Here is a 20,066-nt window from a genome sequence, read left to right on the forward strand (position 1 = left end):
TAAAACCCGTGCGATACGGGATGGGACCGCACCGCACAGGGATTAAAAGATGGCTTATTTGATCGGAATGATCTGACCTTCGACGAAATGTGCGAAGGTGTAGTCTTCCGGACCAAGCGCGTCCTGATCGTCCGGGGTGAACGGCTTGTCATAGGTTTTGATCATGCCTTCGATGCCCGAAATCTCGTACATCGCTTCGCGGATCGCCGGACCTTCGGTTGAACCGGCCTTTTCGATAGCCGCTGCAATCAGAAGGGTCGCATCATAGGCGTTGGCGATACCGGTTGCCGGGGTCACATCGGCAAGGGTTTTGATTTCAGGGAACTTTTTCTGAAGTTCGACGAACATCGGGCTGGTTGCATCGGTAAACAGATAGGTCTGGATGAAGTGAACCTTTTCGCCCGATTTGCCTGCGAGTTCGGTAAAGCGACCACCCGCCGGACCCCAATGCGAGGAAATCGGCACATCCCATCCCATGCGATCAAGCGATTTGATCACCTGTGCGGTCGGGGCAACGTTGGCAACCACGAACAGGGAGTCCGCACCGTTTTCCTTGAGACGGGTCAGCTGCGGGACCACATCAACGTCGTTTGATTCAAACTTTTCGATCCCGGCATGGGTCATGCCACGTTTTTCAAGCGCCTTGAGCAGACCCTTTTCGTTGGACTCACCCCAGGGATTGTTAATCAGGATCATGCCCGGCTTTTTTGCACCGTAATTTGCGATCAGATATTCAGTGATCGCTTCGTCGACATATTCATCAACGGCCGAGACACGGAAGACATAGTTTTCTTCCGCACCGTTTTTGGTAATCCCGGTGCCTGCGGCCCACGGACCGATGAAGGGAATTTTCTGCTGGTTGGCATAGGGCACGATGGCAAAGGAAACCGGCGTATCAAGACCACCAATGATCGCAGCAACGCCTTCGCGCTGTGCCAGTTCACGGGCAGCAACCAGACCTTTGCCCGGGTTGCTTTCATCATCACGCGAAACAAGTTCAAGCTGCTTGCCCAGAACGCCGCCTTCGGCATTGATCTTGTCAATCGCAAGGGTGATCCCACGCGTAATTGCTTCACCCGATTTGGCCGACTGACCACTAAGCGCAGCAACAAGGCCGAGCTTCACGGTTTCATCAGCACGGGCGTTATGGGCAGGCAAGGTGGCAGCAAACATCATCACAGCCGCAGCCCCCAGAAGGGCGGCACGACGCGTCAGTTTCGGAATAGGCGAAGAAATAGGCATGTGAGACTCCCTGATTATGTGACTTCGCATTCGGTCGTCGCAGTTTCACGATACGCGCCGAACAACCACCGCATTGCAGCAAAGCCCGTGCCAAGAATCAAAATCACATAAAATCAGATACTTACGTAATTTCGTATCATTTATCAAAAGTCATTTGCCTCATGCATACGCAAATTGCATGCAATTATTGCATAAAATTAGTGCATGCAAATTTTCCGCCTACGTATTATGCTGATCCCAGATCAATCGCAGTGAATGAGGATATCCAGATGACCGACCAGACTGCGGCAAATGTGCTTGATACGCTGCCGCCCGAAGCCCAGACCGTGCGCGAATTTCTTGATGCATCGATGAAGCCCGACCCGGAACTGGCAGCGACCTTTATGTCAGATGATGTGGTCATCACCTTTACCGATGGTCAGAAATACGACCATCCGTCGGGAACGACCGCCTTTAACGCTGCACGTTATAAATGGGTGAAAAAGAAGTTCGGCCAGTTTGATGTCGCGCACACCAATGGACAGACCGTGGTCTATAGCACCGGCTGGCTTTACGGCGAATGGCCCGACGGAACGCCATTTGAAGGCAACCGCTATGTGGACCGTTTCGTGATTGAAAACGGCAAGATCATCAAAATGGATGTCTGGAATGAAAGTGCGGAACGCATTCTGGTGCGTAAAGGCATCAAGGCCTGATCCCGCCAGACATGCAGCGCACATATTTTTACCCGCGTGACCCGAACCTGATCCGGAACGCCAATCGCCTGCTCTTGCGGGTGGGTGATTATGTGTGCGCGCGCATTGTTGCGTTATGCCCCGCCGTCGCGCACTTTTCGGGCATAGGGTTCAAGCGCATCCAGATACAAAAGCGGACCGCGTTCCTCGGTTGTGAACAACGCACGATCAGCCACCGCCGTCAGGTGATGGCGCATCAGTTTGCGCGCGGCTTCCTCGTCACCATTGGACAGGGCTTCGATGATCTGGCGGTGTTCCTGAATGCCGCAATCCGTCGAATGCGGACGCGCATAGAGCGACAGTGTCAAGCCGCAGCGATATCCGATTTCCTCGACATAGCGCAGCAAAACCGGGCTTCCCGAAAGCTTGGCCAGCAGGATGTGAAATTCGGTGGCAAGGCGGATCGAAATCGGTTCGGATGCGTGTTCGGCCTCGACTTCCTTGGCCAGATGGGCTTCAAGTTCGCCCAGAAGCTCGGGGGTCATATTCTTGATGACGCGACTGATCACAAGGTCTTCGATCTGGGTGCGCAACTCAAAAAGATCGCGTGCTTCTTCAAGGCTTGGTTTGGCGACCATAGCGCCCTTGTTGCGGCGGAGCTCGACCAGTCCTTCGGCGGCAAGCCGTTCAAGCGACTGACGAATAAGGGTACGGCTGACACCGAACCGTTCGCCAAGGGAATCTTCGGGCAATTTCATGCCGGGCATCAGGACGCGTTCAAGAATGGCCGAACGCAATGCCGAACTGATCATGTCCGTACGATGTTTTGCCTTGTCCGCCGCCTTCATCCCGACCGCCAATTTTTATGGTGCATACAATAAACTGTTTGCGTTTGTATAATTGATTGCATGCAATTTCGCCACAGCTGATCCGACTTTACCTGCTCCGCATCGCATTGCATTCCGAATTGCTGAAAGAATTCATGACCATGTCCGATAAAGAAGTATCGACCAAAATGCACCGCGCCATGATCACAAGCCCAAGCACTGCGGCAAGCGAAGCCGGGGCCGCAGTGCTCCGTGATGGCGGAACCGCGATAGAGGCCGTGGTCGCAACCGCTGCGATGCTAGCAGTAACATACCCGCATTTCTGCGGCATTGGCGGTGACGCGGTCTGGATGGTTTCGGACGGATCGGGCAATGTGCAATCGTTTATGGGTATCGGACAGGCGGCTCAAAATCCCGGCAGTTTTGCCGATGCTGGCAAACCGATCCCGCTGCGCGGTCCGGGTTCGACCCTGACCACGGCCTGCACGGTTGATTCCTGGCAACATGCCCTTGATCACTCCGCCAAACATTGGGGTGGGAACAAGAAACTGGCCGATCTGATTGCGCCTGCCATCAGTCTTGCCGAAAACGGCTTTCCGATCAGTGCATCGCAATGCTTCTGGCTTGATTTCCGGAAGGAAGACATCGCCAACTGGCCGGGCTTTACCGATATCTTTGCCCCCAATGGCAAGATGCCGGTGGCGGGTGAGATGTTCTATCAGCCGCAACTGGCCGAAAGCCTGAAACTGATTGCCCAAAACGGTGCGCGCGACTTTTATGAAGGCGAACTTGCCGGGCGGATCATTGCCGGACTGTCTGCGGTCGGCTCGCCGATCACCGCTGCTGATCTTGCCAAAACCCGCACCCGGACGGCTGATGCGGTATCCCTTGAATATGGCGATGTCACCCTGTTTGCCCCGCCTGCCCCGACGCAAGGATTGGCGACCCTGATGACCATGGGGGTCTTGCGCGAACTCGGTGCCAAGAACTGGGCCGAAGGCGATGCTGATCATTTCCATCTGGTGGTCGAGGCCATCAAGCAGGCATTTCTTGAACGTGATCAGATTGGCGATCCGGATTTTGCACTGGATGATTTCACCGCCATGCTTGATCCTGCCAAACTGCAAAGTGCTGCGGGCAACATTTCCCCGTCGCAGGCCATGGACTGGCCCCACCCGTTCCGCCATGGCGATACGGTTTTCCTTGCCGCCAAAGATGCAAACGGGAACTCGGCAAGCGTTCTGCAAAGTACCTATTTCGATTGGGGCAGCGGGGTTGTCGCGGGCGATACCGGCATCGTATGGCAAAACCGGGGTGCGGCATTCACCACCAGGCCCGGCCACCCAAACAGCTACAAACCCGGCAAACGCCCGTTCTATACGCTTAATCCCGGACTGGCGCTTAAGAACGGCAAGCCGCATTTGCTGTATGGTACCCAAGGGGCTGACGGACAGCCACAGACATTGGCGATGCTGCTGACCCGTGTGCTAGATTTTGGCCTTTCTCCGGCAGAAGCACTGGCAAAGCCGCGCTTCCTGCTCGGCAAGACATTTTCCGATACCAATGACAGTCTGAAACTTGAAGTCGATGCCGGGGATGCCGTGTTCGACACGCTGTCGGAACGCGGCCATGTCCTGCGCGCGATTGAAGCACAAAGCGCCCTTGCCGGTCAGGCCGGGATCATCCGCATTGATGAAGACGGCTTTGTCGATGGTGCCCATGATCCGCGTAGCGACGGCATGGCGATTGGTGTCTAGGCGCCAGCACGCCTAGCGCGGGCATTTGTCGGGATGGGCATTGGCGAAGGCATCAATGGATGCGCAATTTCGTTCAATCGCCCTGATTCGTGGAAAGTGAGAAAGGCTCACATTCCAGCGGCGGGCATTATAAAGCTGCGGAATCAGGCAGATATCAGCCATCGACGGGCGGCTGCCATGGCAGAAATCGGCGCTGCCCGCACCAGCTCCAACGTCAGCTCCGGCACCGCCCTTTGCCAACATCGCCTCGAACCCGGCCAAACCACCCCCGATATATTTTGCCATCCAGTCAAGCCGCGTGGCATCGGGGTCTTCGCCATGGGCGGATACCATATCCATGACATGGCCCACCACGCCCAGATTACAAATGGGGTGAATATCCATGGCAATGGCATGCGATAGCGCGCGCACGCGCTGCCGCCCCAAAGTGTCGGTGGGCAACAACCCCTGCCCCGGTCGGGTTTCATCAAGATATTCGATGATTGATACCGACTGGGTCATCATGATGCCGTCAATCTCAAGGGCGGGGACAAGTCCCTGCGGATTGCGCTTGAGAAAATCGGGGATCTTGTGAATACCGGCCAGCAAATCAATCGGAACCGTCCGGTAGGGAATATTCACAAGCCCAAGCGCAATCCGCACCCGGTAACTGGCCGAAGATCGCCAATAGTCATAGAGGATCACGTCGCTCATGACCGGCCATCACATCTTGTATTGGCGCACAGTCTGATCAATCGCGCCAAAGATTGACCGGTCATCCGCACCGAACATTTCAATTTTGACCTGATCCCCAAAATTCAGAAACGGCGTTGACGCGGTTCCAGTCTGGATGGTTTCGATCATGCGGATTTCAGCAATACAGGAATATCCCGCCCCGCCCTGATCCACCGGCTTGCCCGGTTCGCCATCAAGTTTGTTCGATACCGTGCCCGATCCGATGATGGTGCCCGCCACAAGCGGACGGGTGCGCGCGGCATGGGCAACAAGCTGAGCAAAATCAAAGGTCATATCAATCCCGGCATTGGCACGACCGAAAGGCTTGCCATTAAGATCAACATGAAGGGGCAAATGCACCTTGCCCCCATCCCAGGCATCGCCAAGCTCGTCAGGGGTCACCGCAACCGGCGAAAAGGCCGAAGACGGCTTGGACTGGAAAAAGCCGAAACCCTTGGCCAGTTCACCGGGGATCAGACCGCGCAGCGATACATCATTGACCAGCATGATCAGGCGAATGGCTTTGCCTGCCTGATCAAGGCTTGCCCCCATCGGGACATCATCGGTGATGACGGCAATTTCGCCTTCCATATCGATACCCCATGCGGCATCGGCCATCAGGATATCATCACGCGGGCCCAGAAAATTATCAGATCCGCCCTGATACATCAGCGGATCAGTCCAGAAACTTTGCGGCATCTCGGCCCCGCGGGCCTTGCGCACCAGTTCCACATGATTGACATAGGCCGACCCGTCCGCCCACTGATAGGCACGCGGCAAGGGGGAATGGAGCTTGGTCACATCAAGCCTGATGCGTTTGGCAATCGTCGAGCCCGCTTCGACCTCGTCGGAAAGTTCCTGCAAGCGCGGGGCAGTCACCGCCCAGTTATCGAGGGCGGCCTGAAGGGTTGGCGCAATGGCGCTGGCATCGACATAAAATTCGAGATCGCGGGTCACCAGAACAAGCTGTCCGTCACGGGTACCGTTTTTAAGAGTTGCGAGTTTCATGTGGGTATTTTGCCTTTATTTGCGGCCTTCGGGGGTGCCATCAAACTTGCGCTCAAGCCCGGACCAGCAATCAAGATAATCATCCTGAAGGCTTTCAAGCTCGGCGGCAAATCTGGTCAGTTGCTGCGGGAAACGGGTCTCGAACATAAACGCCATGGTGCCATCAAGCTTCTGTGGCCCCAGTTCGGCATTGGATGCCTTGTCAAACCCGAAGGCATCAGGACCATGGGCCAGCATCATGTTGTGCAAACTCATGCCTCCGGGAACAAATCCCTTTTCCTTGGCATCATATTGCCCGCAAATCAGGCCCATGAATTCGGACATGATGTTGCGGTGATACCATGGCGGGCGGAATGTATGTTCGGCCACCATCCAGCGCGGCGGGAAGATCACGAAATCAACATTGGCCGTTCCGGCCTCGTCGGTGGGGGCGGTCAGTACGGTGAAAATTGACGGATCGGGATGGTCAAACAGGATCGCGCCGACCGGCGAGAAGGTCCGAAGATCATATTTGAACGGGGTGTAATTGCCATGCCAGGCAACCACGTCGAGCGGTGAATGGCCGATATCTGTTTCATGGAACTGACCACACCATTTTATCAGCACCCGACACGGGGTTTCCTTATCCTCATAGGCCGCCACGGGTGTTTTGAAATCACGCGGATTGGCAAGGCAGTTCGCCCCAATCGGCCCGCGGTCAGGCAGCGTGAATTTCGCACCATAATTTTCGCAGACATAACCACGCGCACCACCCTCAATCCCGGGCTCAAGGATACTGACCTTGAACATCATCCCGCGCGGGATCAGCGCGATTTCAAGCGGTTCGACATCCATGATGCCAAGTTCGGTAAATATCCGAAGCGTGCCGCTTTCGGGCACGATCAGAAGTTCGCCATCGGCATTGAAGAAATAATCATCGACCATATCGGCATTGCAGACATAGACATGGCTTGCCATGCCGGTCTGGGTCATGACATCGCCCGCAGTCGTGATGGTCCGCATGCCCGAAATGAAATCGGTTGCGTCCTTTGGCATCGGCACCGGGTCCCAGCGCAATTGCCCCAGTGCAAGACTGTGATCATTCAGGCAGGGTGCTGTTTTCCAGTGCGGACGATCAATGGCGCTAAAGCGGCCATTATGTTTGACACTGGGCCGGATACGATAGAGCCAGGACCGTTCATTGGTCCCGCGCGGCGCGGTAAAAGGCGAACCGGAAAGCTGTTCGGCATAAAGCCCGTAGGCACATTTTTGCGGGCTGTTCTGCCCTTGTGGCAAGGCACCGGGCAGGCTTTCGGTTTCAAAATCATTGCCGAAACCGGACATATATTTCAGATCGGCTTGATCAACGGTCGCGGCGACCGGATCACGGGTCGGTTTATCAAGCATGGCGATAACCCAAATGCGACAAAAACGATGCGATGGCAACAAACCGTCAGGACCGCGCGAAACGCGGTCCTGAACTGGATATGGGGTTGGCGGACCTATTCCGCAGCATCAACTTTCAGAACACCGCGACGGATCTGGTCTTCTTCGATGCTTTCAAACAGGGCACGGAAGTTGCCCTCGCCAAAGCCTTCGTCGCCTTTGCGCTGGATAAACTCAAAGAAGATCGGGCCGATCACGGTTTTCGAGAAAATCTGAAGCAGGATTTTGGTCATCCCGCCATCAACGACACCTTCGCCGTCAATCAGGATGCCATGCTTTTTCATCCGCTCGATCGGTTCATCATGACCATGGACGCGGTCACGGGACTTTTCGTAATAGGTTTCCGGCGGACCGGGCATGAATTTCAGATCATTGGCCGCAAGCTTGTCGGTGGCGTCATAGATGCCATCGGTACCCACCGCGATATGCTGAATACCTTCGCCCTTGTATTTGCGTAAGTATTCTTCGATCTGGCTTTTGTCATCGGTCGATTCATTAAGCGGAATGCGGATTTTGCCACAGGGGGATGTGATCGCACGGCTGACCAGACCGGTGATTTTACCGGCAATGTCAAAGAAGTGGATCTGCTTGAACCCGAACAGGTCGCGATAGAAGTCCCACCATTTATCCATATTACCGCGATAGACGTTATGGGTCAGGTGATCGAGATAATAGAAGCCAACACCTTCGGGCCTGGGATCGCGTTCGCCAAGCCATTCGAATTCCGCGTCATAGGCCGAACCGGTTTCACCATATTTGTCGATGAAATACAGAAGCGATCCGCCAATCCCGACAATCGCCGGGACATCGAGGCTTTTATCGTCACCCAAATAGGGTTCCGCCCCCTTCGATACGGCATGATCAAAGGCATGCTTTGCATCAACCACGCGCCACGCCATCGATGGTGCGCAGGGGCCGTGTTTTTCGACAAATTTCATGCCGTGCGAGGTCGGCTCGGCATTGAGGATGTAATTGATATCGCCCTGACGCCAGACGGTGATGTTTTTGGTTTTATGCCGGGCAACCGGGCTGTAGCCCATGCGCTCAAACAGGGTTTTGAGTTTTTGCGCATCTTCATGGGCGAACTCGACGAACTCGAACCCGTCAGTTCCGGCAGGGTTTTCATCACTGATGGTGGCACGGGGGGCGTCATGGGGGAACGGACCCATCGGAAGTCTCCTTTGATTGAAACATTCGAATTACTGGAATTATTCGAATTCTTGTTATGTCCCAATCGTGCGCCAAACCGCATGCAACGTGCGTGCATTTTGGGTTGATTTCTGCAAATGATTGCACACATCATGCATCAATCTACATTTGGACGCGGAAAACATGCAACTTGATCGAATAGACCTTAAACTGCTTGCAGAATTGCAAAAGGACGGGCGCCTGACCAACAATGACCTGTCCGAGCGGATCGGGCTGTCGGCATCCCAATGTTCACGCCGGCGTGCCCGCCTTGAAGAAGACAAGGTGATCAGGGGATATCGCGCCGATATCGACCGTCAGAAGATGGGGCTGGGACTGCTTGTGGTGATTTCGGTGACCCTTGCCACCCATAACCGCGACAATGCCAAACGGTTTGCAAGATTGCTGGCCGATCTACCCGAAGTGCTTGAGGCCTTTTCACTGACCGGCGAAATGGACTACCACCTGAAAGTCGCGACCAGGGACCTTGCCGCATTGTCGCATTTCGTCAATGAGGTGCTTTTGCCTCATGACTCGGTCCAGCATGTGAAAACATCGATTGTGCTTAATGTTCTTAAGGACTTCGAGGGACTGGCCGTCGGCATAGACACTTAAAAAGGGAAAAGGCCGCGCCCAAAAGGCACGGCCTCATCTGTCCCGAAGCCCCCCTTACAACAAAGCTTCGGAGACGCCCCCCCTGTCCCAAGATCTAGATTGCCAGATACTGATCACGCAGTTCGGCATCATCCAGAACAGCCTGCGCCGTCCCGTCAAAGACGATCTCGCCGCTATCCATGATGATGGCACGGTCTGCCAGTTTCAGGGCCGCAATCGCGTTCTGTTCGACAATGATGGTGGTGATGCCCAGTTTCTTGACGTTCTGAAGCGTCTTTTCGATTTCCTGAACGATCACTGGCGCCAAGCCTTCATAGGGCTCATCAAGGAGCAAAATCTTGATGTCACGCGCCAACGCACGGCCGATCGCCAGCATCTGCTGTTCGCCGCCCGAAAGCGTGATGGCCTCCTGTTCCGCCCTTTCGCCAAGACGCGGGAACAGCTCGTAAATGCGTTCGACTGACCAGCCAATCGGCTCGGCGATCTGGGCCAGTTCGAGGTTTTGCTGCACCGTCATGCCCGGAATGATCCGGCGGTCTTCAGGGACAAGCTGCACACCAATGCGCGCAGCCTGCCAGGCCTTCATCTTGTGCAGCGGCTGGTGATCAAGCCAGATTTCACCATGTTTGAGTTCCGGGTCACCCATTCGCGCAAGGGTGCGAAGGGTCGATGTCTTCCCCGCCCCGTTACGTCCGAGAAGGGCAAGGATTTCGCCCTCGCGGATGTCAAAGGAAAGCCCCTGAACGATGTAGCTTTCACCGTAATAGGCATGGATATCATAGACCGAGAAAAATGCCGGATCGCCACCCTGTCTACGTACAGGTTCCTGTTTTGGTAGCGCGTTCATTCTGATTCCCCTCCGAGATAGGCTTCCTTGACACGTGGATCATTGCGCACTTCTTCAGGCGTGCCTTCGCAAATGATCGCCCCCTGAGCCAGTACACTGATGCGGTCAGCCAGACTGAACACAACATGCATGTCATGTTCGATGATGACCTTGGTCATGCCGCGTTCCTTGATCCGTTTAAGAAGATCAATCGTGCGGTTGGTATCATGACGGGCCATACCGGCGGTCGGTTCGTCAAGAAGGAACAGCTTGGGCTGTTGCCCAAGACACATTGCAAGTTCCAGACGGCGTTTGTCACCGCGCGACATCGAACCGGCAATATTGTCCTTTTGCGAAATCAGCCCGACATCATCAAGAAGATGCTCGGCATGTTCGCGCACTTCCTTTTCCGCAAACAGGCTTTTGATGAAGTTCATCTTGAAGATGCCTTCACGTTTGGCAAAGGCCGGGACCATCACATTTTGCAAAAGCGACAGTTCCGGGAAGATTTCCGGCGTCTGGAACACGCGGGCAACACCAAGCTGGTTGATTTCGTGGGGCTCCTTGCCCGTCAAAACCTGATCACCCAGCAACACCCGGCCACGGTTCGGGGCCAGACGCCCGACAATGACGTTCAGCAGTGTCGATTTACCTGCACCGTTTGGTCCGATAATCGCGTGAACTGTGCCTTCCTTGACCCGAAGGTTGATGTCGGAAAGGGCGCGCAGTCCGCCAAAGTTCTTGTCGACGTCAGTGACATCAAGAATGTATTCGGACATGGATCAGGCCTCCCCCGCCGATGCTTGTTCTTTTTCTTTGTTTTCATGTGTCCCGGCGACCGGTTCGGCCTTGTTGCGTCGGGTTACCAGTCGCCAGAGGCGGCTGATGCCTTCCATGATGCCCCCTGGCAGGAAGATCACGATCAGCATGAAGACAAGACCAAGGGTCAGATGCCAGCCTTCGCCGACAAACAGCCCGACCACAGAGGCGACCGGATGAGCCAGCCAATCAGGCAGGAATGAAAACGCATTGAGAAGGACCGTCTCGTTAAAGGCCGAGAAGATATTCTCAAAATACTTGATGATCCCCGCACCGAGCAGCGGACCGATAAGGGTGCCGACACCACCAAGAATGGTGATCAGAACAACCTCGCCCGATGCCGTCCATTGCATGCGTTCAGCACCGGCCAGCGGATCCGTCACCGCCAGAAGCGATCCGGCAAGACCGGCATACATGCCCGAAATGACAAAGGCGGTCATCAGATAGGGACGTGTGCTAAAGCCGGTATAACCCATACGGTTCTGGTTCGACTTGATCGCACGCAGCTTCAACCCGAAGGGCGAACGGAAGATACGCAGATAGATGAAGAACGAAATCAGCAAAAGGGCCGCACAGATATAGAAACCGGAATAGCCTACCCCCTCGATCCCGAACAGGTTCGGGGTCGGAAGAGACGCATTCGCCTCAATACCCGACATACGGTCAAGCACACGCGGATCACCCTGTGTCAGCTGCAAACCGGTTTCACCATTGGTGATCGGGGTGAGAACCGAGTAGGCCAGATTATAGGACATCTGCGCAAAGGCCAGCGTCAGGATCGAGAAATAGATGCCCGAACGACGCAGGGACACAAACCCGATGGCCAACGCAAACAGTCCCGACAGAACCGTTCCGAAAATCAACGCCGGGATGACATTCATCGACAACAGCTTGAACGACCAGACGGCGGTATAGGAACCAACCCCCAGAAAGGCCGCGTGACCAAAGGACAGATAGCCGGTCAGACCAAACAGAATGTTATAGCCGATGGCAAAGATGCCAAAGATCATGAATTTCTGCATCAGGTCGGGATAGGCCGCACCAAATGGCTGCAACCAGATCGGCATGGTCAGGACCACTGCCGACAGGATCGCCATATAGATGAGGTCCTGCTTTGGGGAGACGATTTTTGTGTTTGTCATTTTAGCTCTCCATCACGCCACGACGACCCATCAGACCGCGCGGGCGGGTCAGCAGAATGACGACGGCAACTAGATAAATGATGATCTGGTCAATACCCGGGAAGATGTCCTTCACCTCGGTCATCGACGAGAAGGATTGCAAGATACCCAGCAGGAACCCTGCGAGAACCGCACCGGGCAACGAGCCCATGCCCCCGACGACCACCACAACAAATGACAATACAAGGAAGTCCATGCCCAGATGATAATCCGGTGGCAGGACAGGCGTGTACATAACCCCGGCAAGACCTGCAACCACGGCTGCAATGCCAAACACAATCGTAAACCGGCGTTCAATATTGATTCCAAGCAGTTCGACCGTTTCGCGGTCAGCCATCCCTGCGCGCACCACCATCCCATAGGTCGTGAAATGCAGGAACGAGAAGACAAGTCCGATGGTCAGAAGCGAGAAGGCCAGATAGATCAGGCGCCACCAGGGATAGACGACCGCATCCCCAAGACCGAACACAGCGCCGATTGCGGCGGAACCAGCGACAATATCGGGTGCGCCTTGCGGCAGCGGATTGGCACCAAAGAAGGATTTGATCAGTTCCTGCAAAACGATGGCAAGACCAAAGGTCACAAGGATCTGCTCGGCATGAGGACGCTTGTAGAAATAGCGGATCAGACTGCGTTCCATCACGATGCCGATCAACAGCATCACGGGTATCGCCAGAATGATCGAAAGCGGTACAGACCAGTCAATGATTGCCGTGCCGGTATCGCCAAACCACACTTCGAGATAAGGCGTTTCCTTGTAGGCTTCAAAGAAGGTCACAGACTCGTCCCTGACCCGAACAGACAGGGTCAGAAGTTTTTCGACCGTAACCGCACAAAAGGCACCCATCATGAAGATGGCACCATGCGCAAAGTTCACCACGCCGAGCGTGCCGAACACCAAAGTCAGACCAAGCGCGATCAGCGCATAGGCGCCGCCCTTGTCCAGACCATTAAGAATTTGAAGAAATATAGCGTCCATCAGTTATCCGCCGCGTATTCGTAAGGGACTTAGTCAAAAGTCGTATAGGCCGGGGCCAGAGGGCAAACGGGCCGACCATTGGGAGATGGTCGGCCCTGCTTGCATCAATTTGGCTGTATCAGACCTGATACGGGCCAAGCTCCCCGCCGAACATGTCGGCCGGATACTCAACCTGTGCACGCGGCACTTCTTTGACGACTTCAAGAAGGTCGAAGTTGGACTGCGGGTTTTCTTTACCACGCACGACCAGAACATCCTTGAAGCACTGGTGGTCTTCTGCACGATAGAGGGTCGGACCGTTGCCCGCGCCATCGAACTCGAACCCTTCGAGCTGTTTGATGACTTCCCAAGGTGCAAAGGTACCGGCCATTTCGCAGGCGTTTGCATAAAGCAGCGCCTGGACATAGCAGGTGTGTGCAGCCTGGGACGGCGGGAAGCCGTATTCCTGACCAAACGATTTGACAAAGGCCTGCGAACCCGGATCCTGCAGCGACCAGTGCCAGTTGGTGGTACCAAGGATGCCCTTGGCAGCGTCACCGGCACCCTGTGCCATCAGACGGGAATACAGCGGAACGACGATTTCGAACTGCTTGCCATTGACCATCTTGTCGCGCAGACCGAACTGAACGGCCTGCGTCAGCGAGTTGACCATGTCCTTGCCATAGTGGTTCAGGATCAGCACGTCAGCGCCGGAATTCAGAACCGGAGTGATGTACTGGGAGAAGTCACCTGCACCAACCGGGGTACGAACAGTATTGACGGTTTCCCAGCCAATATTCTCGGTCGCGGCCTTGATCGACTCTTCCTGGGTCCAGCCCCAGGTGTAATCGGCGGTAAGGTGATAGGCGCGGCGTTCTGCGCCATATTCATCCAGAAGAACCGGCGCAATTGCCTGACCGGACATATAAGCGTTAAAGAAGTGGCGGAAGCCATAACGCTTTTTATCCTTGCCGGTGGTGTCGTTCGAGTGGGTCAGACCCGCCATGAAGATGACGCCCATTTCCTGACAAAGACCCTGAACGGCAACAGCCACACCCGATGACGAACCACCGGTGATCATTGCAACATTATCTTTTTCGATCATACGCTTGGCCGATGCACGTGCGGCATCCGACTTGGTTTGCGTATCACCTGTCACGAACTCGACTTTTTTGCCGAGAATACCGTTCCCCTTGAGCTGAAGCGGCTTGATCGTGTTGAGCATCCCGCCATCGCCTTCACCGTTCAGGTGCTTGACCGCAAGCTGATAGGCACGCAATTCGTCAGCACCCTCGTCGGCATACGGACCGGTCTGCGGTACGTTAAAGCCGAGTTTCACGCTGCTGGCATTGCCCGGATCGCCACGGAAAGTCTGGGCATGGGCATTCTTGATGAAATGCATCGGGAAAGTACCGCCGATCAGGGCAGCACCGGTGGTCGCAGCAGTGCCCTTCAGGACCGTACGACGAGATACATTTCGGGTATTTTTAGTCTCCGACATGGTTTTCCTCCCCAATGTCTTGGGATCTGTTTCAGAGAAATCTGAGGTCTGTTTTCTGGTTAATTTTTTTCATGACCTGTCAAAACAATGGGGATGTTCTGAAAATGAATCAACACGTAGTTGATATGTAACATTTTTTTTGTAAAGATACTGGCGCAACGAGTGAAAATTTGTAAATTTTGTCAATAATGAGGTCACAGCATGTCTCGTCAGGCCCCGATCGGACACCGCATTCGCGGACGACGAAAAGACATCGGCATGACCCAGAATGCCCTGGCCAAGGCCGCGGGAATTTCAGCAAGCTATCTTAATCTGATCGAACATAACCGGCGTTCCATCGGCGGGGGTTTGCTGATGCGGATTGCAGCCGTTCTGGAAATTCACCCGCATACATTGTCGGGTTCCGAGGAAGGACGACTGCTTGCCGATCTGAGCGAAGCCGCATCAGACCCGGTTTTCTACAACACCCCGATCGAAAACCGGGAATTCCCGGCCATGATCGCCGCTGCTCCGGGGATGATCAGCGCCTTTTTGGCCCTTTACCGGGCCTATCGCAGTGGCCTTGATGAAGTGGATGCCCTTTCCGAACGCCTAAGTCACGACCCGTTCCTGACCGAGGCCAGCCATTCAATCCTGACCCGGATCACATCGATCCGAACTGTTGCCGAAATCTTCGATGATTATGACAATCTGTCACCCGAACAGCGCGCACGGTTCAATGCGACACTGGTCAAGGAATCCCATCGGCTTGAGGAATCAGCCGCCGAAATTTTCAACTTCCTCGAACGCGGAAGCGCCGGACGCCCGGCCAACAATCCCGCCGAGGAAGTTGATGATCTTTTGTATGACAATGCCAACTATTTCCCGACCCTTGAAGACAAGGCTGCCGAAATGCGCCCCGGAATTGATCCTGATGGCGGTTTGTATCTGACGGATCTGATCAATTATCTCGAAAGCGAGCATGATATCAGGGTTGAACGCCTGCCTTCGAACATCTTTGCGACCAACGGATATCAGTGGGACAGCACAGAACGGACATTGCGCATCTCGCGCGCCCTTGCCATCACATCGGCACGCTTTCAGGCCGCACGGGTCATCTGTCAGCTTGAAGCAAGGGATGCGGTAAATGCGGTTCTTGAGGGGGCCAGTATCAGCAGTGACGCCGGGCGCGCGCGCGCCTATGAAGCACTGATCTCATATTGTGCTGCTGCCCTTGTCCTGCCCTATGATGCGTTCCTGGCAGATGCCCATGATCTTCGCCATGACATCGAACTTTTGCAGCAACGTTATGCCGCAAGCTGGGAGCAAATCTGTCACCGGCTGACGACATTGCGTCGCCCCGGCGCAGAAGGCATTCCGTTCCACCTGATCCGGACCGACATTGCCGGGAATATTTCAAAACGCTTTTCGGCATCCGGTCTGCAATTGCCGCGCTATGGTGGTGCGTGCCCGCGCTGGGCCGTACATGAGGCCTATCTTGCGCCAGAACGGGTAATTTCACAATTTGTCCGCCTGCCAGATAACAGCGAATATCTGTTTGTCGCGCGTGCCTTGCGGTCGGGTGCGGGTGGATATGGCACCCCGCAATCGGTGCATTCGGTCATGATCGGGTGCGACACAGCGTTTGCAAATGAGGTTATCTATGCCGATGCCCTGCCGCTTGAACGCACGGACTCAGCTGTACCGGTCGGGATTGCCTGCCGTCAGTGCCCGCGCGATGATTGCGCACAACGTGCCTATGAAATGTCAGATACCGCCGACGGAAGACCTTAGGCGAGCCGCTATGAATCTCCTGCGAGCCGCAGCACAAATCCACCAGATTTGCCATCACCCAAAGTAGCATTATAATTTGATAAATTAACAGATACGATAACTACTATAAGAATCAGAAAAATCGGGGAGAGAGTCCTTTGAATGCCAGACCAAAGGTCCTGATTGCTGAAGATGAGGAAACCATTGTCGAATCGCTAAGCTTTCTTATGGAAAAAGAAGGCTATGATGTGCGCGTGGCCACAGATGGCCAATCCGCGATCGCCATGATTGCCCGCGATGTTCCAGATATGGTTCTTCTGGACGTGATGATGCCCGGCTGCGACGGGTTTGAAGTCGTGCGCGCTGTACGCAACGACACCAACACCAGATTGATCCCCATCATGATGCTGACGGCCAAAACACGCGAAGTCGACCGCCGCAAGGGTCTTGAGCTTGGTGTGGATGATTTTGTGACCAAACCGTTTTCCACCCGCGACGTTGTCTCGCGCGTTCGCGCCTTGCTTGAACGGGCGGCTCAGTAACCCGTCAAGAAACAAGCCAACGCCCCGCAATCAGGAGAACTTCCCATCTCATCACCGCGAAGACTTACAGAACGCGCTCTTGCCTTGACGCTCGCAGCTCTTTTTTTGTGGATACCGCCACTGGTCGGGATGTTTTCCCTTGATGGCATGGTGTTCGGGCTGCCGATCCTGTTTGTCTATTTCTTTGCCGGATGGGCGATTTTGATTGTTTTCTGCGGACTGTTAACCCGTGCCTTGCGCAACGCCGCACGTTCCGAAGGGCAATAAAAGATGCTGTCTTCGGAACTGGTGATCATTGTTTCGCTTTTTTATGTCGGATTGCTTTACGCCATTGCCTGGTGGGGGGACAAACGCGCACGCGACGGTCATTCCTGGGTCAGGAACCCGACGGTCTATACCCTTTCGATTGCGGTTTATTGTACGTCATGGACCTTCTATGGTGCCGTCGGCACGGCTGCACGCAACGGTCTTGAATATCTGACGATCTATCTTGGGCCGACCGTCATCTTTCTGGGATGGTGGTTTTTACTGCGTAAGATGCTGCGTATTTCGAAAGCCCACCGCATCACATCCATCGCCGATTTCATTTCATCGCGTTATGGCAAAAGCACCCAGCTATCGGTGCTCGTGACCCTGATCGCTGTGATCGGGACAACCCCCTATATCGCACTTCAGCTTAAGGCGATTGCGACCAGCTATACGGTTCTGACCGCCATTGATCCCGGGATTGTCGATACTGCCCAGCACGGCCTCAGCGTCTTTTCCGACAGCGGCTTCTGGGCCGCCCTTGGACTGGCGCTGTTTGGCATTCTGTTTGGCACCCGCTTCATTGACGCAGATGAACATCACGAAGGCATGGTTGCCGCCATCGCCTTTGAAAGTCTGGTCAAGATGTTTGCCCTTCTTGCTGTTGGCATCTTTGTCTGCTTTGTGATGTATGGCGGTATCGGGGACCTGTTCGCCCAGGCCGCAAGCAATCCCGACACGGCCAAGCTTTTGCGACTGCCCGAGGATGGCGCCCCACGCTGGCTGACCCTGATGATGCTGTCCATGGCAGCCATCCTGTGTCTGCCCCGCCAGTTTCAGGTGATCATTGTCGAGAATGTCGATGAACGCCATCTGGCGACTGCCAGCTGGGCATTTCCGCTTTATCTGTTGTTGATGAACCTGTTTGTCTTGCCGATTGCCCTTGCCGGGCTTGGCGCCCTGCCAGCATGGGCTGACCCGGACTTCTTCGTGATTTCGGTTCCGCTTTTTGAAAACCAGTCTCTTCTTGCATTGCTTGCCTATGTCGGGGGACTTTCGGCCAGCACCAGCATGGTGATTGTCGCGACCATCGCCCTTTCGACTATGGTCTGTAACGACCTGATCGTCCCGGCGCTTTTACGCATCAAGCCGCTTCGCCTGACCGAGCGCGATGATCTGACCGGACTTTTGATTTTCATTCGCCGGGCATCTATCGTGGTCGTGGTGTTCCTTGGATTTGCCTATTACCGGTCGGCCGGGGCAACCGATGCACTGGCCGAGATCGGCCTGATTTCCTTTGCCGCCACCGCGCAATTCATCCCGATCATGATCGGCGGACTTTACTGGAAGGGCGGCACCAAAACCGGCGCACAGGTCGGGCTGGTCGTCGGCTTTGCACTTTGGGCCTATACCCTGCTGCTGCCATCGCTTGCCGATAGCGGCTGGATGGACCCGGCATTCATCCAGAATGGCGCATTCGGGCACCCCTGGTTGCGTCCCGAGAGCCTGTTGGGACTGAGCGATTTTGCCCCGCTGACCCATGCACTGATCTGGTCGATTTCGCTCAATACCGGCTTTTACATCCTGATCAGCCTGTTTACCCAGCCCAGTGCGCTTGAACGTATTCAGGCGACCCTTTTTGTCGATGCCTTTTCGCGCAAAGGGCAGGATACGGTGATCTGGCGATCATCGGCATCAATTGACGATCTTTATGAACTGGTCGAACGGTTCCTGGGACGCGAGCGCGCCTTTAATTCGTTCCGTGAATTTGGCTGGCAAAAGGATACCGCCTGGCGGGGCAAGGGCGAAGCCAATGCTGATATGATCGCCTTTACCGAGCGGCTTCTGGCCGGTTCCATCGGGGCGGCATCGGCACGTGTGATGGTTTCTTCGGTTGCCAAGGGGGAAATGGTCAGCCTTGAGGAGGTTCTCGAAATTCTTGAGGAAACCTCACATGTGATTGAATATTCCCAGCGCCTTGAGCAGAAATCCCACGAACTTGAACAGGCCGCCGCCGAATTACGGGCCGCCAATGACCGGCTCAAGGAACTGGACAAGCTCAAGGATGAATTCCTGACCATGGTCAGCCATGAATTCAGAACTCCGCTGACATCGATCCGGTCATTTTCGGAAATTCTGGTTGATACCCCGAACCTTGAACATGACAAGGTCGAGCACTTCCTGAGCATCATTGTCCGCGAAAGCGAACGCCTGACCCGCCTGATTGACGATCATCTTGATCTTGCAAGACTGGAAGCCGGTCATTCTGACTGGCGGGCGGTTGATGTCGATCCGCGCACGGTCCTTGATGAAAGTGTCGAGGCCGTCAAAGGCCTGTTTGACAGCAAAGGCGTTTCACTAACCACCGAACTTTCACGGCAATCGGTCATGCTGCATGTCGACCGGGACCGCCTGACACAGGTCTTTATCAATCTGCTGTCCAATGCGGCCAAGTTCTCGGACCCGGACTTCCCGAGTGTGACGGTCAGGGGCGAAGCAATGGATGGCGGGTATCTGGTATCGATCACGGATAATGGCCGGGGCGTTGCCCTGAACGAGCTTGAAACCATCTTTGACAAGTTTTCACGCAGCGGCAAATACGCCGATGATCAGCCCAAACCGTCAGGTTCGGGGCTGGGACTTGCGATTGCACGCCATGTTGTCGAACATTGTCAGGGCAAAATCTGGGCGGAAAGCCCACCCGGCAAAGGGGCGACTTTCCGCGTTTTCATCCCCGGCCAGATCATGGAGGCCATCGACGCCGCCAAACCTGAAAGCTTTGGCACCTGAT

At 54.9% G+C, this 20,066-nt stretch carries 18 protein-coding genes; 7 read left to right on the forward strand and 11 right to left on the reverse strand.

Features of this window, described 5'->3' with window-relative positions:
• Window positions 1-54 precede the first annotated feature (54 nt).
• The gene (locus ACTU44_RS19720; RefSeq protein WP_462096175.1) at window positions 55-1,242 is read right to left on the reverse strand and encodes an ABC transporter substrate-binding protein; all 1,188 of its coding nucleotides are present in this window, start codon (window positions 1,240-1,242) and stop codon (window positions 55-57) included.
• A 269-nt stretch (window positions 1,243-1,511) separates the two neighbouring features.
• Here ACTU44_RS19720 and ACTU44_RS19725 point away from each other — a divergent pair, with 269 nt between their 5' ends.
• The gene (locus ACTU44_RS19725) at window positions 1,512-1,937 is read left to right on the forward strand and encodes a nuclear transport factor 2 family protein (RefSeq protein ID WP_114098268.1); all 426 of its coding nucleotides are present in this window, start codon (window positions 1,512-1,514) and stop codon (window positions 1,935-1,937) included.
• 113 nt (window positions 1,938-2,050) lie between these two features.
• Here the strand turns inward: ACTU44_RS19725 and ACTU44_RS19730 are convergent, their stop codons facing one another.
• The gene (locus ACTU44_RS19730; RefSeq protein ID WP_462096176.1) at window positions 2,051-2,764 is read right to left on the reverse strand and encodes a GntR family transcriptional regulator; all 714 of its coding nucleotides are present in this window, start codon (window positions 2,762-2,764) and stop codon (window positions 2,051-2,053) included.
• A 140-nt stretch (window positions 2,765-2,904) separates the two neighbouring features.
• On the opposite strand from ACTU44_RS19730, the gene ACTU44_RS19735 reads away from it, so the two are divergent.
• Window positions 2,905-4,500 carry a gamma-glutamyltransferase family protein gene (locus ACTU44_RS19735; protein ID WP_462096177.1) on the forward strand — a complete coding sequence of 532 codons (1,596 nt, stop codon included), beginning with the start codon at window positions 2,905-2,907 and terminating at the stop codon, window positions 4,498-4,500.
• A 12-nt stretch (window positions 4,501-4,512) separates the two neighbouring features.
• Here ACTU44_RS19735 and maiA read toward each other — a convergent pair whose 3' ends face one another.
• The 4 genes from maiA to hppD form a co-directional block, all read right to left on the reverse strand.
• Window positions 4,513-5,193: a maleylacetoacetate isomerase gene (gene maiA / locus ACTU44_RS19740; RefSeq protein ID WP_462096178.1), complete on the reverse strand. Its 681-nt coding sequence runs from the start codon at window positions 5,191-5,193 to the stop codon at window positions 4,513-4,515.
• Window positions 5,194-5,202: 9 nt separating this feature from the next.
• Window positions 5,203-6,222 carry a fumarylacetoacetate hydrolase family protein gene (locus ACTU44_RS19745; protein WP_462096179.1) on the reverse strand — a complete coding sequence of 340 codons (1,020 nt, stop codon included), beginning with the start codon at window positions 6,220-6,222 and terminating at the stop codon, window positions 5,203-5,205.
• 15 nt (window positions 6,223-6,237) lie between these two features.
• On the reverse strand, window positions 6,238-7,608 hold the full coding sequence (gene hmgA / locus ACTU44_RS19750; RefSeq protein WP_462096180.1) for a homogentisate 1,2-dioxygenase: 1,371 nt from the start codon (window positions 7,606-7,608) through the stop codon (window positions 6,238-6,240).
• Between the two features lie 95 nt (window positions 7,609-7,703).
• Window positions 7,704-8,816 carry a 4-hydroxyphenylpyruvate dioxygenase gene (hppD, locus tag ACTU44_RS19755; RefSeq protein ID WP_462096181.1) on the reverse strand — a complete coding sequence of 371 codons (1,113 nt, stop codon included), beginning with the start codon at window positions 8,814-8,816 and terminating at the stop codon, window positions 7,704-7,706.
• Window positions 8,817-8,979: 163 nt separating this feature from the next.
• Between hppD and ACTU44_RS19760 the strand changes: the two genes are divergently transcribed.
• Window positions 8,980-9,450, forward strand: a complete 471-nt coding sequence (locus ACTU44_RS19760; RefSeq protein ID WP_114098158.1) for an Lrp/AsnC family transcriptional regulator — start codon at window positions 8,980-8,982, stop codon at window positions 9,448-9,450.
• Window positions 9,451-9,544: 94 nt separating this feature from the next.
• Here the strand turns inward: ACTU44_RS19760 and ACTU44_RS19765 are convergent, their stop codons facing one another.
• The 5 genes from ACTU44_RS19765 to ACTU44_RS19785 all read right to left on the reverse strand — a co-directional run bounded on the left by ACTU44_RS19765 (window position 9,545) and on the right by ACTU44_RS19785 (window position 14,735).
• Window positions 9,545-10,297, reverse strand: coding sequence for an ABC transporter ATP-binding protein (locus ACTU44_RS19765; protein ID WP_114098157.1), 753 nt, complete (start codon window positions 10,295-10,297; stop codon window positions 9,545-9,547).
• Window positions 10,294-11,055, reverse strand: a complete 762-nt coding sequence (locus ACTU44_RS19770) for an ABC transporter ATP-binding protein (RefSeq protein ID WP_336083888.1) — start codon at window positions 11,053-11,055, stop codon at window positions 10,294-10,296. Before ACTU44_RS19770 ends, ACTU44_RS19765 begins: the two co-directional genes overlap by 4 nt.
• Before the next feature lie 3 nt (window positions 11,056-11,058).
• Window positions 11,059-12,237 (reverse strand): branched-chain amino acid ABC transporter permease, encoded by a 1,179-nt coding sequence (locus ACTU44_RS19775; RefSeq protein ID WP_462096182.1) that lies wholly within the window; start codon window positions 12,235-12,237, stop codon window positions 11,059-11,061.
• Between the two features lies 1 nt (window position 12,238).
• A complete protein-coding gene (locus tag ACTU44_RS19780; RefSeq protein ID WP_114098154.1) occupies window positions 12,239-13,255 on the reverse strand; it encodes a branched-chain amino acid ABC transporter permease in 1,017 nt (338 codons plus the stop codon).
• A gap of 118 nt (window positions 13,256-13,373) precedes the next feature.
• A complete protein-coding gene (locus tag ACTU44_RS19785) occupies window positions 13,374-14,735 on the reverse strand; it encodes an ABC transporter substrate-binding protein (RefSeq protein WP_114098153.1) in 1,362 nt (453 codons plus the stop codon).
• Between the two features lie 201 nt (window positions 14,736-14,936).
• Here ACTU44_RS19785 and ACTU44_RS19790 point away from each other — a divergent pair, with 201 nt between their 5' ends.
• The 4 genes from ACTU44_RS19790 (at window position 14,937) to ACTU44_RS19805 (ending at window position 20,065) form a co-directional block, all read left to right on the forward strand.
• Entirely contained in the window at window positions 14,937-16,508 is a 1,572-nt protein-coding gene (locus ACTU44_RS19790; protein WP_336083892.1) for a helix-turn-helix domain-containing protein, read from the forward strand.
• A gap of 137 nt (window positions 16,509-16,645) precedes the next feature.
• The gene (locus ACTU44_RS19795; RefSeq protein WP_258548689.1) at window positions 16,646-17,029 is read left to right on the forward strand and encodes a response regulator transcription factor; all 384 of its coding nucleotides are present in this window, start codon (window positions 16,646-16,648) and stop codon (window positions 17,027-17,029) included.
• 105 nt (window positions 17,030-17,134) lie between these two features.
• Window positions 17,135-17,296, forward strand: a complete 162-nt coding sequence (locus tag ACTU44_RS19800; protein WP_462096183.1) for a hypothetical protein — start codon at window positions 17,135-17,137, stop codon at window positions 17,294-17,296.
• A gap of 3 nt (window positions 17,297-17,299) precedes the next feature.
• Window positions 17,300-20,065 carry a sensor histidine kinase gene (locus ACTU44_RS19805; RefSeq protein ID WP_336083896.1) on the forward strand — a complete coding sequence of 922 codons (2,766 nt, stop codon included), beginning with the start codon at window positions 17,300-17,302 and terminating at the stop codon, window positions 20,063-20,065.
• The last annotated feature ends 1 nt before the right edge of the window (window position 20,066 follow it).

The sequence above is a fragment of the Thalassospira sp. SM2505 genome (genome assembly GCF_054901115.1).